The organism is Paenibacillus sp. AD87, from assembly GCF_001659845.1.
Taxonomy (GTDB): domain Bacteria; phylum Bacillota; class Bacilli; order Paenibacillales; family Paenibacillaceae; genus Paenibacillus; species Paenibacillus marchantiae.
This window is the reverse complement of the sequence record NZ_LXQN01000019.1, coordinates 231,750-247,867: the sequence shown is the minus strand read 5'-3', so window position 1 is coordinate 247,867 and position 16,118 is coordinate 231,750. Positions and strand designations below refer to the sequence as shown.

Annotated in this window: 12 protein-coding genes; 2 read left to right on the top strand and 10 right to left on the bottom strand. The window is 46.5% G+C overall.

Annotated features, from left to right (window positions below; all coding sequences use genetic code 11):
- Nucleotides 1–21: 21 nt before the first annotated feature.
- The 5 genes from gpAD87_RS24845 to gpAD87_RS24825 all read right to left on the bottom strand — a co-directional run bounded on the left by gpAD87_RS24845 (nt 22) and on the right by gpAD87_RS24825 (nt 6,910).
- Nucleotides 22–2,121: a TerD family protein gene (locus gpAD87_RS24845; protein ID WP_064641993.1), complete on the bottom strand. Its 2,100-nt coding sequence runs from the start codon at nt 2,119–2,121 to the stop codon at nt 22–24.
- Nucleotides 2,122–2,521: 400 nt separating this feature from the next.
- Nucleotides 2,522–4,027, bottom strand: a complete 1,506-nt coding sequence (locus gpAD87_RS24840) for a malate:quinone oxidoreductase (RefSeq protein ID WP_064641516.1) — start codon at nt 4,025–4,027, stop codon at nt 2,522–2,524.
- A 316-nt stretch (nt 4,028–4,343) separates the two neighbouring features.
- Entirely contained in the window at nt 4,344–4,748 is a 405-nt protein-coding gene (locus gpAD87_RS24835; protein WP_064641515.1) for an Imm7 family immunity protein, read from the bottom strand.
- Between the two features lie 20 nt (nt 4,749–4,768).
- Entirely contained in the window at nt 4,769–5,926 is a 1,158-nt protein-coding gene (locus gpAD87_RS24830; RefSeq protein ID WP_064641513.1) for a WXG100 family type VII secretion target, read from the bottom strand.
- Between the two features lie 180 nt (nt 5,927–6,106).
- The gene (locus tag gpAD87_RS24825) at nt 6,107–6,910 is read right to left on the bottom strand and encodes a DNA-binding protein (RefSeq protein WP_082935337.1); all 804 of its coding nucleotides are present in this window, start codon (nt 6,908–6,910) and stop codon (nt 6,107–6,109) included.
- Between the two features lie 164 nt (nt 6,911–7,074).
- Here gpAD87_RS24825 and gpAD87_RS24820 point away from each other — a divergent pair, with 164 nt between their 5' ends.
- Nucleotides 7,075–7,422, top strand: coding sequence for a helix-turn-helix domain-containing protein (locus gpAD87_RS24820; RefSeq protein ID WP_064641512.1), 348 nt, complete (start codon nt 7,075–7,077; stop codon nt 7,420–7,422).
- Nucleotides 7,423–7,486: 64 nt separating this feature from the next.
- Here the strand turns inward: gpAD87_RS24820 and gpAD87_RS24815 are convergent, their stop codons facing one another.
- From gpAD87_RS24815 to gpAD87_RS24795, 5 genes are all read right to left on the bottom strand, one after another.
- Nucleotides 7,487–9,181, bottom strand: a complete 1,695-nt coding sequence (locus tag gpAD87_RS24815) for a histidine kinase N-terminal 7TM domain-containing diguanylate cyclase (RefSeq protein ID WP_064641510.1) — start codon at nt 9,179–9,181, stop codon at nt 7,487–7,489.
- Nucleotides 9,182–9,512: 331 nt separating this feature from the next.
- Nucleotides 9,513–10,286, bottom strand: coding sequence for an AAC(3) family N-acetyltransferase (locus tag gpAD87_RS24810; protein WP_064641509.1), 774 nt, complete (start codon nt 10,284–10,286; stop codon nt 9,513–9,515).
- 190 nt (nt 10,287–10,476) lie between these two features.
- Nucleotides 10,477–11,901, bottom strand: coding sequence for an L-arabinose isomerase (araA, locus tag gpAD87_RS24805; RefSeq protein ID WP_064641507.1), 1,425 nt, complete (start codon nt 11,899–11,901; stop codon nt 10,477–10,479).
- 271 nt (nt 11,902–12,172) lie between these two features.
- Nucleotides 12,173–12,868: an L-ribulose-5-phosphate 4-epimerase gene (locus gpAD87_RS24800; RefSeq protein WP_064641505.1), complete on the bottom strand. Its 696-nt coding sequence runs from the start codon at nt 12,866–12,868 to the stop codon at nt 12,173–12,175.
- Nucleotides 12,869–12,871: 3 nt separating this feature from the next.
- A complete protein-coding gene (locus gpAD87_RS24795; protein WP_064641503.1) occupies nt 12,872–14,488 on the bottom strand; it encodes a xylulokinase in 1,617 nt (538 codons plus the stop codon).
- A 396-nt stretch (nt 14,489–14,884) separates the two neighbouring features.
- Here gpAD87_RS24795 and gpAD87_RS24790 point away from each other — a divergent pair, with 396 nt between their 5' ends.
- Nucleotides 14,885–15,976, top strand: a complete 1,092-nt coding sequence (locus gpAD87_RS24790) for a GntR family transcriptional regulator (protein WP_064641501.1) — start codon at nt 14,885–14,887, stop codon at nt 15,974–15,976.
- The last annotated feature ends 142 nt before the right edge of the window (nt 15,977–16,118 follow it).

Below are 16,118 nucleotides of genomic sequence, written 5' to 3'. Positions count from 1 at the left end.
TCATATTCACATGTGATGGACTCAAGCCAAATACTCGGCCATAATCTGCTCGATATCAAATGGGGTAATTCCTTGATCCACCGAGTAGATCGTATCGGCCTGATCCATCGTGTCCACTAGTTCACCCCTGGCCTTGGCATGAAGCGAGAACAAGTCGTAGAGATCCGGTTTGCGTAGCGTGGTCAGGGCTTTGCCCATCAGGACCATCCCTTTTTGATTACCCTCGACATTATTGTAATATTCCGGGTGTCTAGTCAGTGCCAGATCCGTCCAAATGACCGTACGCTCTACCAAATCCATAATGACGGGAATCGCGATCTGCGTATCTGCTGTGATATCAATCTTGTTTGCCACCGTAGACGGCTCGAAGATCTCACCAGAACCCGGCTTCTTCCGCATCATCCAGCCCACAAAGCATTCCGGCAAATCGCAATATGGATGACTCGTAAAGGAAAGCAGACTCGCCACCACATAACGTCCACCATAATCAACAATTGACGGAATATGCAGGTCAATGAACTCGCTCGCACCATGAGGCGCTGTCACGATATCACCGCTGTGAACAGCCTTGTAGTTGGATGAACGCAGATTCGTATAGGAGATGTGCTCTACATAGTTCCAGTTCTCATCGTACATCACCGCAGACAGATCGATATCCACGCGCCCCGTTGCTTGACCATTCACGTTCCCTTCCTTCCACCAGTTGAAGAAACGAATCGTATCTCCCTGGGCCATCGGCACCCGGCTTCCCCGAACAATCGTATGAAGGGACTTGCTCGCCGATCTTTGGGAAAAGGGAACCAGATAATCATGGAGCTGTGGATCGACATACGTCTTTCCAAGCGAAGGAAGGGCGGCGAAACGCTGCACCAGCGCCTGCTCACACATCTGCACGACGGCACGACAAGTGTCATCGTCCATCTCGGGAAGCTGATTCGGAATGGCGAAAGCCTTCGCTACATTGCCTTTCGGGAAAAATACACGCAGATCCTGCGGTTCATTACGCCGGGCAAAATGCTCCCTCACCTGCAACAAAACCGGGGTCGATACGTGCTCCAGAATTTCTCCGAACGCCAGCAATACATACTCCTTATCCGTGGTAGAGCGCAACAGGTGATCCAATCTTCTCGCAAATTCACCAGGGCGCTGCTTCAACAGCTCAATCAAACTCCACACATTATGGTATTGAAAGGCCAACTCCACACTTCCGTTAAAGGTCGCAAACGGCTTGTTATTACGTAAAATATCAAAAGCTTCCTCGCATCGCGGGTACCGCAGCTTATATTCAGATGGATGCAGAATTTCGCCCAGACGAATCCAGCGATTCTTGTAACGAAGCATATCCTCCGTAATCGAACCGCATTGCTCCAGCAAACCGAGCAACAGGCGTCTCTCACGCCGCTTGAATTTACGGAAAGGCGAAGCTAGAGCCAAGCTGACATCCCCACCCGACCAAGCCACAGCGAGACGAAGCACATCGGTTGCCGTTCTGAAATACGGGCCGATACAGTCCATATTGGCCTTTTCATACTTTAATAAGGAAGCTACTACGAACCCCACATTTTCCTTGAAAGGAATCTCGGCTGGTAACAGCGCATCCACTTCATCCGGTTCCGCATGCTCCAGCACCGTATCGATATCTGCTTTGTCTGTCTCCGAGATGGAGCCCTTCGCTTCAATTAGTTGACGGATGAGCGTCTGAAAGCCTGCCTTGTCGCCGAGGCCAATGACTTTCAGGTTTACTTTATCCAGCAAAGGTACTCTTTCCACGGGTTCACGATTCGGATATGCCAAGGTCAGATAATGAAGGATGGCATTCAGGTAAAGCTCCACCTCATCTTCCTCCATCACCTGCTCCGGGAATCCAGGGTACATCGGTTTGTAGTCCACATGCGCGCCAACCATGATTCTCAGATCAGCCACAACCTGGGCAACCAATGCTTCAAATTGTTCCTTGGATAATGTTCGCACGGCTTGCATCAACTCATCCGAGAAGGTGTATCCAAGCGTTTCAATATTTTTAAGGGCTGTCGCCAAATAAATCTTCGGCAGATGTTTCTCCCCTTGTTCTTGCTCGATCATGAGTTTGTTCGCTCTGCGCAAATAGATGGTATTGTTCATGATAAAAGAGTCCAGGAAAGCCATATCCCTACAATTGGTGGTCTGATGTAGAAGGAAGGAATATGATAGCCTGGACGCCTCCTCTCTGAATTGAGATCTTCAGGAAAGCGGCAACCCTAAGTTCGCCAATGAAGTTAGAAGGAAGGATCGCCATAGCCTGAAGGCCAAAGATCCGAGGCTTGTGACCCGAACCTTTGATGAACCCATCATCTCAGATTCCACGATTTCCCAACAGGGCGAAAGTATTACGACTGGTTAAATCAATGGGAAATCTCTGACTTGCGTAGAGTAGTTCTGGAGAGCAGCATACAACTGGTGGTAAATAAAAAAAGAGCTAAGCACGGTTTTAGCCGGCTTAGCTCTTTATCACACGCATGGTAAACAGGTTACATACAGCTCGTTACATCCGAACGACTGATTTCTCAGCCGTCAGCCCAAGCACCCGAGCGGTTGACGCATGTACCTGGTTTAGAAGACTAAGATTGTCAACCAGTGACTCGCCATAGGAAGGAACCATTTCCTTGATCTTTGGTTCCCAGGCATCCATATGCTGCGGGAAGCACTTTTGGAGGATCTCCAGCATCACGTGAACCGCGGTTGAAGCACCCGGTGAAGCTCCGAGCAATGCCGCAATCGAGCCATCCGCCGCAGTGACTACCTCCGTGCCGAATTGAAGCGTTCCTTTGCCGCCTTGAGCCGTATCCTTAATCACCTGCACACGCTGGCCCGCCAGCACCATATCCCAATCCTCGGTCTTGGCATCTGGAACAAAGTCCCGCAATTCGGCCATGCGTTGTTCCTTGGATAACATCAGCTGTTGTATCAGGTATTTGGTTAGTGAAATTTCTTTGACACCTGCCGCGAGCATCGTGAGCAAGTTGTGCAGCTTCACGGACGTAATCAGATCCGCGTTGGAGCCCGTTTTTAAGAATTTTGGCGAGAACCCGGCAAACGGTCCAAATAGCAGCGACTTCTGATTCTCAATAAATCGGGTATCCAAATGCGGAACAGACATTGGCGGAGCACCCACCGAAGCTTTTCCATATACTTTGGCATGATGCTGTTCCACGACTTTCGGATTTTTGCACACCATGAAGATGCCGCTAACCGGAAAACCGCCAATATGTTTACCTTCAGGAATGCCGGATTTTTGCAACAAATGTAAGCTGCCGCCCCCTGCCCCGATAAACACAAATTTCGCCGTATGGCGCTTGACTGCACCACTGCCCAGATCTTTCACTGTTAATTCCCAAGATCCATTGCTTGTACGTTTCATATTCTTCACGCTATGTTGGTAGTGGATATCCACGTTTTGGCTCTTTAAGTGTTCCATTAGCATACGCGTTAAAGCACCAAAGTTAACGTCCGTACCGGAGTCAATTTTGGTGGCTGCAATCGGTTCATTGCCCGTGCGGTTTTTCATCATCAGCGGAATCCATTCCGCCAGTTTTTTCTTATTATCCGAGAATTCCATGCCAACGAATAAAGGATGTTTCGATAACGCTTCAAAGCGTCTTTTTAGAAACAGGACATTCTGCTCTCCATGTACATAACTCAAATGAGGGAGCGGCATAATGAAGTCCCGCGGATTACGAATCAGATTGCTTTTGACGAGATAGGACCAAAATTGCCTTGAGATTTGAAAATGCTCATTCACCTTAATGGCTTTGCTAATATCTACGGATCCGTCTGGTCGTTCAACGGTATAGTTAAGTTCGCACAATGCTGAATGCCCGGTTCCGGCATTATTCCATTCGTTGGAGCTTTCCTCCCCCGCACTGGCGAGCTTCTCAAAAACCTTAATATTCCAGTCTGGTGCCAATTGTTTAAGCAAAGTTCCCAAAGTTGCACTCATAATTCCGGCACCAATCAAGATAACATCTGTACTCGTTTGTCCCTGGCTCATGTCTACCGTCCTTATATCCTATATTTGCCAAAAGGATGTAAGCGTTATCGATTTGGCATTGCAGCAAGCCCCATTCTTGAACAGGCCCGCCCCTTCTCTGAATGAATATAACCTTGATCTAGTGTATCAATAATATGGGTCAATTTAAATATGCAATTTGAAGATATTTGCTATTCCCTCAGTATACGCTAGTTTATGTCAGATAGATAACCCGGTTATAGGGCTGAAAGATTAATTTGTTCAATAAAAAGAGACAATTCTGGTTGCGTGGCCTGAATTGTCTCTGAAAGTTGGTTTTTGGGTCTTAAATTTATATCTACTCTTCGTAGTCATCCTCCAACTTGGGTATAAATGGCGAGAGAAAAGTGTCATGATGCTCCTCGATCTCGCCCCGAATTAATGAATACACCTTAAATTGATTTGAAAATTCCAAATCATCACTATCTCTTACATAAAGAACGCCATAAGAACCAGGAGCTATTTCCCCTACCTTTTTCAATAATTCGGTTGGATCATACTTTGATACAGGCTTGTGATTATTGAGACCCGCTATCCAAAGTTGAAAATCACCATTTACTGCTCTTAAGTCCAAAACGCCTGAAGGCCACTCTAACTCTTGCACATATTCTTTAAGCTGTTGAATAACCAATTCATATTGATCCTCATCTTCTTCAAAAGAGGCACTCTCTCTAATTGTTGCCCATCCATGATACTCGTACATATTCTTTCATCCTCTCATAATTAAAGGGGTTTAGTATCGATGATTATTTCTACTTTGTATCTATCAGCATATTCATTTAATTGTCTTATCACTCTATCGTCAGGTTTGCCATCAAAATGAAAATAAGCTTTTCTCCCTGTCTCAATGGCTGCTTCTATTGTAGCTTTAGCCTGTTTTCTAAATTGCTTATCTAAGCTATTTAATGGTGGCTTCGTTTGAGCAATATACTGATCACTTACTGTGTCAAATTCACGCCCATTAGGATCATTATTAAATTTAACTCTAGACTCACCACTAAGTTTTTCTGCTAACATATCAGCTGCTTTATCTTCTTTTGGAACCTTAACTAATCCACCAGAGTATTGTCCAGTGTTTGTTGCTATGGATTTGCTCTGTACATCAGATATTTTCACTTTAGTCGTCTCTGCTTTTGATTCAGCCTTCTTTATATTATTCTTAATTTTTGCTGCCAAACCGGATGACGATGTTCGAAACGGTCCTGAACGTCCTGGAAAGCTCCCGCGAACCATCTGAATCGCCATAAACAGTTGGGCAAACTTTAGAGAGGTAACCATGGTTCGAGCATAAGAATCAGAGACATTTTCTCCTGTATAGGGATGTATTCCGTTCTGGAATGCCTTGATCTGTAGTGAAAATATATCATCTCCAGGTGGTTCAACCTTCACACCTTCCATGCGATTAACATCCAGATGTCCATGATCCTTCTCATACGCCTGAAGGGCAGCCTGATCCGCATCACCATCCTCGTTGACAGGCATCCATACCCACTTACCAAACATATTGATTTGCGCCATCCGATATCCCTTATCACCCGAGCTTGAATCACCTGCTGAATTGGTCATCATTGCTGCGGCACCGACTGCTCCAGTTGCACCACCCAGACTTACCAACTGAGCATCTGCATCCTGAAAACGCGTGGCGATGTCCTTCAATTCGTTGGATGTATTCACCATACTCTCCAGCGCTTTATCCAGTATAGGGCGTGATTGCTCAAACTCATAGAAAAACCGCTCCTGCGTTGCACCCATCCACATTGTCTGAATGAACATGATCTGTCTCGTCAGATCACCACGTATACTCTCCAACTGTTGTCTGGCTTGATCCACCTGGTTCGATACTTGATGTAGTTGTTCAGGGGTAACTTTGATTGTACTCATTACGTTTCTCCGCTCATTTAAAATAGGATTATCCTATGTTAGCAGAAGTTTGTAACATAGACCATCCAGCTAACATCCTGATTTAACCATTTCTAAGACATAAGCTGTACACATCATCGGTGCTATGGTCCTATATGCATTTACCCATTTCAAAGCACTTATCACCAGCAAATAACCCCATTACCCTATCTCCTCCAAAAACGTCCGATACCGCCCAATCTGCTCCTCCGTCGCATCTTCCCGCAACGATTCTAGTAGTGACGCGCATTTTTTGAAATACCGATTCATCTCAAGCTCATCCGCTAATCTAAGTGCCTGCAAAGTGAACTCCACCGCTTTCTTTTGCCTTCCCATGCATTGTTCGTATAAAGCTCGGTGATAACAATAGTGGTACATATCTGCGTTGTTTGAAGAATCTAATTTTACACCAACACCCTGAACCTGATTCGCAAACATATGTAAAACTCGATCAATCTGCCAACAATACCTGACTGCCGCCTCAATGATCGTTCTCAGACCTGCTATACATTCCTCCGGATGCTCTAGCAGAAAATTCACATACTCCTCCAACAGCTCTGCATGCCCCGCTTCAATCTCCAGCGCATAACGATTCACCTGTGCTCGATGCCTCAACTCCTGCACTACCTGCGTTCCCGCCTCATCCAGCTCTTCCATCCACCCCGGCTCTGCATACTGGTCGATACACGCCCGCGCCTGATCCACCTGTCCCATCTTCTGGTGAGCCAACCCTCGCATCTGGAGGCTGAACCCGTGGTAATAGATCAACGGATGCTCAGTATGGATGTATTGTAAAGGTAATCCCTTGGTACGGTGCTCCTGTCGCTCTTCATGAATGCACTGCACACATTGATACAACATGTCCGCCCTCTCCATTACCTTGTTCCAATTTTCAAAAGCAACAGCCATGTCCAACATTTCAACAATGATGTCCGGTTTGAATGATTTTAGGATAGATTTACGCAAAAGGAAGCCTCCTTTATTATCTATTATCAAATCATTGTATAGTTAAATCAAAAGAAGATCAATATAAATTGTACTTATAAGTACTATTATATTCACAATCAATTTGTATCTGTTAGTCTGTAACGATTCTATAACCTCTTCTAACCTTAAGTGGAGGTGATCATATGAATTTACCAGAAAGTGTAGGGAATCGAATACGCGAGTTAAGAAAGGCCAAGGGTTGGACTCAAGAACAACTAGCAGAAGCAGCAGGTCTTCATTACAGCTATATTGGTGGGGTTGAACGGGGAGATCGAAATATTTCTCTGGAGACTCTAGAAAAAATAATAAATGGATTTCAGGTTCCTGCTGAAGAAATCTTCAAATTCAACGAAGAATCCGAATACAAAAGAGCTTTGGATGAACATATAACATTAATAAGTGGTAAAAACGCAGATGAAATCGCATCATTAACGAAAATTAATAAAGAGATTCTGAATACTATAGAAAAGCTACAAAAAAGTTCTGATTAAACACATCAGCATCGAAATCAAAAAGAGTGGAGTAACCCTCACACTCTTTTTTAATTTCATGAATCTACAAAACAACACCCTCAAACTCCGCAAACTCAATCCGATTACGCCCATTCTGCTTCGCTTGATACAAAGCCTTATCCACCGCAGCGAACAACTGAATCAGATACCCCTCCGGATTGTCCGGGACATGCTCACATTCGAAATCCTCAATGGACAGAATTCCTATGCTAATCGTAATGGACACCTGTTCGATCTCGTGATCCACCACAATGAGGTTCGACTCCACCGCTAATCTCACACGTTCCGCTATTTGTTGGGCTAGTTGGCGTTCGGTATGCGGAAGGTAGATCATGAATTCCTCGCCGCCATATCGCGTTAGAATATCGGTGCTCCGAATGGATTCTTTCACAGCCTGAGCCGTGCGATGCAGCACTTCATCCCCGATGACATGTCCGTAGCGATCATTGATCGCTTTGAAGTAGTCAATATCCAGCAGTATGAGTGAAAACGGCGTTTTATATTGAATGTTGGTGATGACCTCGTGATTCAGATGTTGGGTCAGATAACGGCGATTGTAGCAGTTCGTCAGACTATCCGTGAGGGCGAGTTCTTCCAGCTTGCGATTGGCCTCGGACAACTCCAGACGAATGCGATCTAGGGCATGATTACGCTCCTGAAGCGTCTCATTCTGCCTATTCATTTCTTTTACATAGAAGCGCTCTTGAGAGACATCCTGGAACGTAAGGATATGACCCATGGGTGCGCGCGCAGCATCCACAATGGGAGACGCTTGGAGGATATAATGACGGATGTCATCCCGCCCCACGAGTACTTCAATTTGAGACAAGGTATTGTCTTTTTGCTTATACTCCTCCAGGAACTTCTGGCGGCTGCCCTCAACACGAACAGAACCCAGAAATGCCTCCATATCAAAAGAATCTCCCACATGCAGATCCATGAAGGATCGGGAGGCTTTGTTCAATTCAATAATCATCTCATTCTCATCCAGTACAAGGATGCCGTAAGGAATGGTATTGATTACATCCTCATGGGCGATGGAAACCAGATCGAACACATTATACCTTTTAATAACATAGACGAAGAAAAGGTCGGACACGAAAATCCCCAGCGAAGTCAGTCCGGGAATGATAAACGGTAAATACGCTCTTAGAACCACATTAAGTAAAGCATCGATTGTTGCAAAAGCAGCCAGCACGAATATGCCCCATAGCGTAACTTTCACCTGATTTTTAATCATGGAAGACGTTCGAGAAGAATAAAGTGCCCGGAATAAAATAAAGAGGGACGTTACAAAGTAACTTACGAGTATAGCCATGACAACCCAGAACCAGTGTCCATATTCCCGCTCGATATAACCGCCTTCAAGTGGAGTTACAAACCAACCCCATGGGTTCAGGATCACGCCAACCGCTCCAATAACCGCAGGGATGAACAATAGGAAGGATCTTTTTGGGCTTAATCGCTCCGCTTCACCCGTAATGAAGATCGTAAGCAGCAGCCAACCGCTCCCTAGTAAGGAAACGGCGACAAAAGATAACGTAACATAGAACAACTGCAAGCCAGGGTCCTTCGTCAACGTACTCGCAAATTGACAGAATGGCCAGAGCATCATCAACCCATGAAACAAAAAGTAAACCTTATGTAAGTTCGTAATTCTAACCGTAGCAAAAACATATACGTATACACCAAACAATAGGACGAATAGAAAGAGATCATACCATACTAATGGGCTCACGAATCTTCTCCTTTTTGCATGCGACAACGAAGATAGTATTGAACTGGGTTATTCCTTAACGCTATGTGAACCTTCGATAAACCTATAAAAGATATTCCTATATTATTGCTATTGGTTAATTTAACCACATCTTATCACACCGCTAATGGGGTGAGTAGCCCATACAATGGCAAACCAACCAACCTCTGTTTGAATTTTGAGCAATTTTTGCGTTTTTGTGAATGAAATTGAACGTTTAGATGTAAACCGAGAGGAAAGAAGACCTTGTTAGCTGTCGTAAGAGGTAAGCAGGTACGTATGTAGAGCCCTCCGTCACCGGACGGCCCTCTCCTCATTCGTGTACAGTAGTCAAAGGCAAATTGTCCGAGAACAAATCCGGATTATCTTGGAGCATGCTCGTGATTACTTCCGTCAACAAGGCCGCATCACACACTCTGACAACCGCATCGCCAAGCTGCCCCTTACGCATCGCACCTTTACGTTCAAGAACGTCATCCACTTTCCAAAAATGCTCCGACCATGACAATCCGCAATGTCTCCGAGAAGGCACCGAAATTTCGGTTCCATCGGGTAAAACCGTGCGTAACATCTCAGGCTCATCCGTTAATCTGCCCGGGATGTCGACCCATTCTTCGATACCATGGATAAACGTATTCCGTTTCAGATCAACGCCGACCAAAAGGATCGTGGCCTTCCGATCAAGCAGTTTGCCCCAGGCTGAGCCTCTCGCACAAGGTGTATCGAAAAGATGATCGTCCTTCGTAAATGCTTCGGCGTCGCGTCCCAGAGCAGCTACCGAATGTGTAGGGTGCCAAGAACGTACTACTTCAGGTCGTTTGCGAAATAGCTCAGGCAGAATACCGACGCAGCATGGCGAAGATTCCACGTGGAACATCGGATTGTCCGCATTGATCGTGGACCATGTATGCGTTGGCAATACCAGCAGTCCGTCCTTCATATACTCGGTCAATGCATCCAGCACCGTATCCGCACCGCCTTCGACTTCGCCCATGCTTTTCATGGAAGAGTGAATGAGCAGCGTCCCTTGGTCGTCAATGCCGAGCTGACGCAGTTGGTGGAGCAAACTTTCTTGCGTATGTATCATTAATAGATAACCTCCTTTGGGCTATTATAGCAAAATAGAACGTAGACGACGGTACTAACGTTATCCTTTGTATTGGAGAGAGCACGAGACCCGTTTCAGGCCATACACCATGCGCCTCACGGCAAGACAAAGGGCCGGGGAACCCCCCGGCCATAAGGAAAGAATTTGTATAAGTTCATGAATAACAAAACTATTTAATCACAACATACTCCAGGTTCACCAATTTCGCATAAGTCACGATTTGATCCGTAGTCAGGTTCAAGGAAACCACGGTATGGTGACCGCCACCATTCTCGATCCATGCTCTAACCCCGTCCTGGAAGTTGGGCTTCACATTCCACAGTACACGGGCTACCGGCAGATTAGGCGCTGGAACCGTCGGTTCAAATGCAGACACTTCGTTGATCAACAATTTGTAATGCGTTCCGAAGTCTGCCATGGATACCACGACGCCTTCTCCTGCTTTGCCATCGAATACGAGACGTGCAGGATCTTCCCGATCGCCAATACCCAGTGGGGACACGATGATTTTAGGTTTGTTGCTGGCGAGTGTCGGGTCTACTTCAAGCATATGGGATTGAAGGATAGCCTCTTGACCAGCTGCCATCTCGTACGTGTAATCCTCCATGAAGCCCGTGTTTTCGTTATGGGCCATAACTTTGAGCAAGCGGTCGAGTGCAGCCGTTTTCCAGTCACCCTCTCCAGCAAAGCCGTACCCTTGAGCCATCAGACGTTGAACAGCCAGACCCGGAAGTTGCTTCATGCCATGCAGATCTTCGAAGTTAGTGGTGAAGGCACTGTATCCACCCTCGTCCAGAAAACGTTTGATCGCAATTTCATAACTTGCTTGTACACGTACGCTAGCTTCCCAAGCTTCCTTACTGTTCGTGCCATAATCGAATTCATACAACTCTGCATACTGAGCGATCAAATCATCGATTTCTTGCTCCGTTACGGCATTCACGTATTGCACGAGGTCGCCGATACCGAAATAATCGACAGTCCATCCGAATTGGATCTGTGCTTCTACTTTATCGCCTTCGGTTACGCCCACATTGCGCATGTTATCACCGAAGCGAGCAACCTTGATGTTAAAGCTTTCATTATAAGCTACCGCTACGTCCATCCAGTCAGCAACCTGCTGCTGCACTTCTGGACGCTCCCAGTAGCCAACGACGATTTTATTTTGTTTTCTCAGGCGTGCATTGATGAAGCCATATTCGCGGTCACCGTGAGCCGCTTGGTTCAGGTTCATGAAATCCATGTCGATGGTCGCCCATGGAATGCTTTCATTGAATTGTGTCGCGAGATGAAGCAACGGTTTTTGCAGCAATTTCGTACCCCGAATCCACATTTTTGCAGGCGAGAACGTATGCATCCAGGTGATCACACCCGCCACTTCGTCGCGATAGTTCACTTCTTTCATAATGTTCGTGATTTTATCTGCGCTTACTGCCAAATCCTGCAATACGAGCGGGTATGGCAAAACGCCGCTTGCATTAAGAGCATCCGTGATTTTTTGTGCATTGGCCTTCACCTCACCCAGTGCTTCTTCCCCGTACAGATGCTGCGAACCAACGACGAACCAAAACTGTTTACCTGCTGCTGCTGACATGTAATCATCCTCTTTTCATTTTTATAGTTGAACAAATGGGTTACACTTACCACTCCGATTGCAGTACCATCTTCCGATCGCTGGTTATCCCCGGATTTCTTTGATCAATTTTAATAAGGATGATATCCGGTTATAAAGGCGAGCGCTTCGCTTCTACAGATTGGTACTGCACTCTCCGTTATCGTGTAAAAGTTTGATACAACTTCATTGGTAGTAGTAACAAACAACTTATTCGCTTGAATTATTATCAACCGATCGCTACATAACCAAATTACTTCTGTCCGTAATACGCGTCTTTTCCGTGTTTCCGCAGATAGTGTTTATCCAAAATGCCTTGCGGCAGTTCTTTTGCAAAGTTATTCAATTGCCGCGCATACAGGTTCATTTTGCATACTTCCTCCAGTACGACGCTGTTCACAACCGCCGACTTGGCATCTTTCCCCCATGTAAACGGTGCATGTCCATGAAGCAGAACTGCCGGGATTGCCATCACATCCAGCCCGCGCTGTTCAAATGTTTCAATAATGAGACGGCCCGTCTCAGCTTCGTATCCCCGATCAACTTCATCCTGGTTCAAGAAACGCGCACAAGGTACGGCACCATAGAAGGTGTCAGCATGCGTCGTTCCCATCACAGGTACGTCCAATCCGGCTTGTGCCCAGATGGTCGCCCAGGTGGAATGAGTATGCACAATGCCGCCGATTTCCGGGTAATGTTTGTATAGCACAGCATGTGTCGCAGTATCCGAAGAAGGCCTCATGTCCCCCTCTACTACATTGCCGTCCAAATCCACCACTACCATGTCGCTCGCTTTCATCTTATCGTAGCTGACACCGCTCGGTTTGATGACAAACACACCACTTTCCCGATCCATCGCGCTGACATTACCCCATGTGAACTTCACAAGTCCGTGCTTCGGCAGCTCGAGATTCGCTTCATAGACCTCTTCTTTCAGTTGTTCTAACATGTGTTAGTCCCTCCCGTTCTCTACCAGATGATCCACCGCCGCCTGCTCAATTGCGAGGCCCTTCCGATAACGTTCGATAAATGCTTCAAACCCTTTGACATCCGATGCATCCGGTGCAACTTCCTCACCCTCGACATCACTGAAGACCTTCTGCTCAAGGAACACATCCAGACTCTCCTGCTGATCTTTGTTGATCATGTACGAGGCCAGAAGCGCCATACCCCATGCGCCGCCTTCACCCGCTGTAGACATGACTGACACCGGCACGTTCATCGCCGAGGCTACGATCCGCTGACCGACGACAGGTGTCTTGAACAGACCGCCATGAGCCAAGATGCTGTCAATCGCCACATGCTCGTTCTTCGTCAAAATGTCCATGCCAAGCTTGAGGGCACCAAAAGCGGTGAACAGATGTGTGCGCATGAAGTTCGCCAGATTGAAGTTGCTTTCCGGTGAGCGGACGAACAATGGACGGCCTTTGTCGATGCCCGTAATGTTTTCACCCGAGTAATAACCGTAGCTCAGCAAACCGCCACCATCCGGGTCAGCTTCCAACGCCTTATTGAACATCACGCTGAACAATTTACCGGTGTCGACTTCGTATCCCATCGCCTCGGAAAATTCACGGAATAATCCAAGCCAGGCGTTGATGTCACTGGAGCAGTTGTTGGCATGCACCATGCCTACCGGACTGCCGTCTGGTGTCGTAACCATATCGATCTCGGGATACACTTTGGACAATTCCTTCTCCAAGACGATCATTGCGAACACGGAGGTGCCGACGGAGATGTTGCCCGTACGCTTCCTCACGCTATTCGTTGCTACCATGCCCGTTCCGGCATCGCCTTCTGGCGGACAGAGTGGAATGCCTGAATGCAAATCATTTGAAGGATCGAGTAGCTTGGCTCCCGCTTCGGTTAACTCACCAGCATTCTCACCAGCGAGATACACTTTGGGAAGAAGGTCCTCGACCTTCCAAGGATAACCTTTGCTTGCGATCAGCTCATCGAACTGCTTGATCATGGCCGGGTGATAATTATGCGTAGACTCGTCGATTGGGAAAATGCCCGAGGCATCGCCGATACCGATGGCTTTATTGCCCGTCAGCAGCAAGTGTATGTAACCAGCCAGAGTTGTCAGGTGATCGATGCGAGGCACATGGGTCTCTTCGTTCAAGATCGCTTGGTACAAATGAGCGATGCTCCAGCGTTCCGGGATATTGAACTGCAGAAGATCCGTCAGTTCTCTCGCAGCTTTCCCGGTAGTCGCATTGCGCCACGTCCGGAACGGCACCAGCAGTTCTCCCGCGCTATCCAGTGCGATATATCCATGCATCATGGCAGAGAATCCGATGGAACCTACCGTTTGCAACGTGATTCCATATTTCCGCTCTACATCTTGCTTCATTTCACGATATGCAGTCTGAAGACCTGTGATAATATCCTCCTGGTTGTACGTCCAATATCCGTCTTTCAGGAGGTTCTCCCATTCATAACTGCCTGACGCGATGGTCTCAAAACGTTCGTCTATCAACACCGCTTTGATCCGCGTCGATCCAAATTCGATGCCTAGTGAAGTGGCTCCCTTGGTAATCGCTTCTTTCATATCCACATGACTCATGATCACGTAGTCCCCTCTCTGACCACAGTAGGTAAAAGTAAAAATAGTTTTGGCTTAAAGATGATTGAAATAGATTCATATTTCGATTCATTGAAAAGAATGCGCTTTCCTTTTCTGACAGCCTTAGTATATTTTTTGTACGTACATTTGTCAATAATATATAATAGTTATACTTACATCAGTCAAAATGTAACGTCTAAACGATCTCATTTCTGTGCTCAAAAGTTTATGTTGTAGGGTACACATCTCTATCTCATGACGGAAATTGTACGGTTTATTTTGTAAAACTAGCTGCTCCATAGCCATTCGATTCGAATCATGATAAAATATGTACGTACAACTATGAATATGACGATGTTTTTTTATAGATAAGTAACGATGAAAGAAGTGGACTGCGTGAAGCCAAAGTATCAGGTCATCATTGACGATATCAAAAGCAATATCCTATCGGGAACCTATAGCGTAGGTGAACAAATCCCTACCGAATCCGCACTGCAGGACAGCTATAACGTGAGCCGCCAGACGGTACGGAAGGCCATTTTGGAGTTATCGAACGAGGGTTTTTTGAGAAGTGAGAAAGGTTCCGGCACCTATGTGAGCAATCTGTATCGATCCAGAACCGGCGGGAACACGATGAAAAAAACAATCGGCGTCATCACGACGTATATTTCCGATTACATCTTCCCCTCCATCATCCGCGGCATTGAAGGCCGATTAAATGAAGACAATTATTCGTTGCTGTTAGCCAGCACCAACAACGACGTTGCACAAGAGAAAAAAGCGCTCGAGATGATGCTCTCTTACGGTGTGGATGGCCTGATCGTCGAACCGACCAAGAGTAATCTGTACAACCCCAACATAGCGTACTACCTTTCCTTTAAAGAGCAGGATGTACCGTTTACAATGATCAATGCCTTCTATGAAGAGCTCGAGGTACCTTTCTTCTGTCTGGATGACGTGCAGTCCAGCTATCTAGCTACCCGGGAACTGATCGCCAAAGGACATAGCCAGATCGGCATTATCGCGAAAATGGATGATTTACAAGGGAAGTATCGGATGAAGGGATATATCAAAGCGCTGGGCGAAGCCAAGTTACGGTTTCATCCCGAGCAAGTGCTTTCGTTCGATACGGCATCGAAGCCGGACCTCTCCACCAATCTGGAGGTGTTTCTGGAGGAAAACAGAGATGCGCTAACATCCCTTGTCTGTTACAACGATGAGGTAGGGCTGGAAGTCGTACATGCATGTAGAAAGCTGGGGATTTCCATTCCTGACGAGTTATCCATTATCGGCCAGGACAATTCTTATATCGCCAAGAACGCCAACATCAAACTCACGACATTAACTCATCCCCAAGAACAAATGGGCCGTGACGCTGCGGATTGGGTCATCAAGAAACTGCAAGGCAAAAAGGATCTGCCCACCAACACCTATTACCAGCCAGTGCTGGTTGAGGGCGAGACAGTAAAAGAGATTGAGTTGGAATAATATTGGGACTAAGGTTTGATTGATAGGGATTGCTCCGTTAAAGGAGTAATCCCAGCCTCAACCACCCGCCTTTTGTTCGTCGACACCATGTTCTTGCTGAAAATGAAAAGGCTGCCGTAATGGCAGCCTAAGATGTTTTGCT

Bases quoted from the DNA above. Each gene is read 5' to 3' on its own strand.
- gpAD87_RS24800 (WP_064641505.1), bottom strand. From the start codon at position 12,868: ATGTTAGAACAACTGAAAGAAGAGGTCTATGAAGCGAATCTCGAGCTG.
- gpAD87_RS24810 (WP_064641509.1), bottom strand. From the start codon at position 10,286: ATGATACATACGCAAGAAAGTTTGCTCCACCAACTGCGTCAGCTCGGC.
- gpAD87_RS24840 (WP_064641516.1), bottom strand. From the start codon at position 4,027: ATGAGCCAGGGACAAACGAGTACAGATGTTATCTTGATTGGTGCCGGA.
- gpAD87_RS24830 (WP_064641513.1), bottom strand. From the start codon at position 5,926: ATGAGTACAATCAAAGTTACCCCTGAACAACTACATCAAGTATCGAAC.
- gpAD87_RS24820 (WP_064641512.1), top strand. From the start codon at position 7,075: ATGAATTTACCAGAAAGTGTAGGGAATCGAATACGCGAGTTAAGAAAG.
- gpAD87_RS24835 (WP_064641515.1), bottom strand. From the start codon at position 4,748: ATGTACGAGTATCATGGATGGGCAACAATTAGAGAGAGTGCCTCTTTT.
- araA (WP_064641507.1), bottom strand. From the start codon at position 11,901: ATGTCAGCAGCAGCAGGTAAACAGTTTTGGTTCGTCGTTGGTTCGCAG.
- gpAD87_RS24795 (WP_064641503.1), bottom strand. From the start codon at position 14,488: ATGAGTCATGTGGATATGAAAGAAGCGATTACCAAGGGAGCCACTTCA.
- gpAD87_RS24845 (WP_064641993.1), bottom strand. From the start codon at position 2,121: ATGAACAATACCATCTATTTGCGCAGAGCGAACAAACTCATGATCGAG.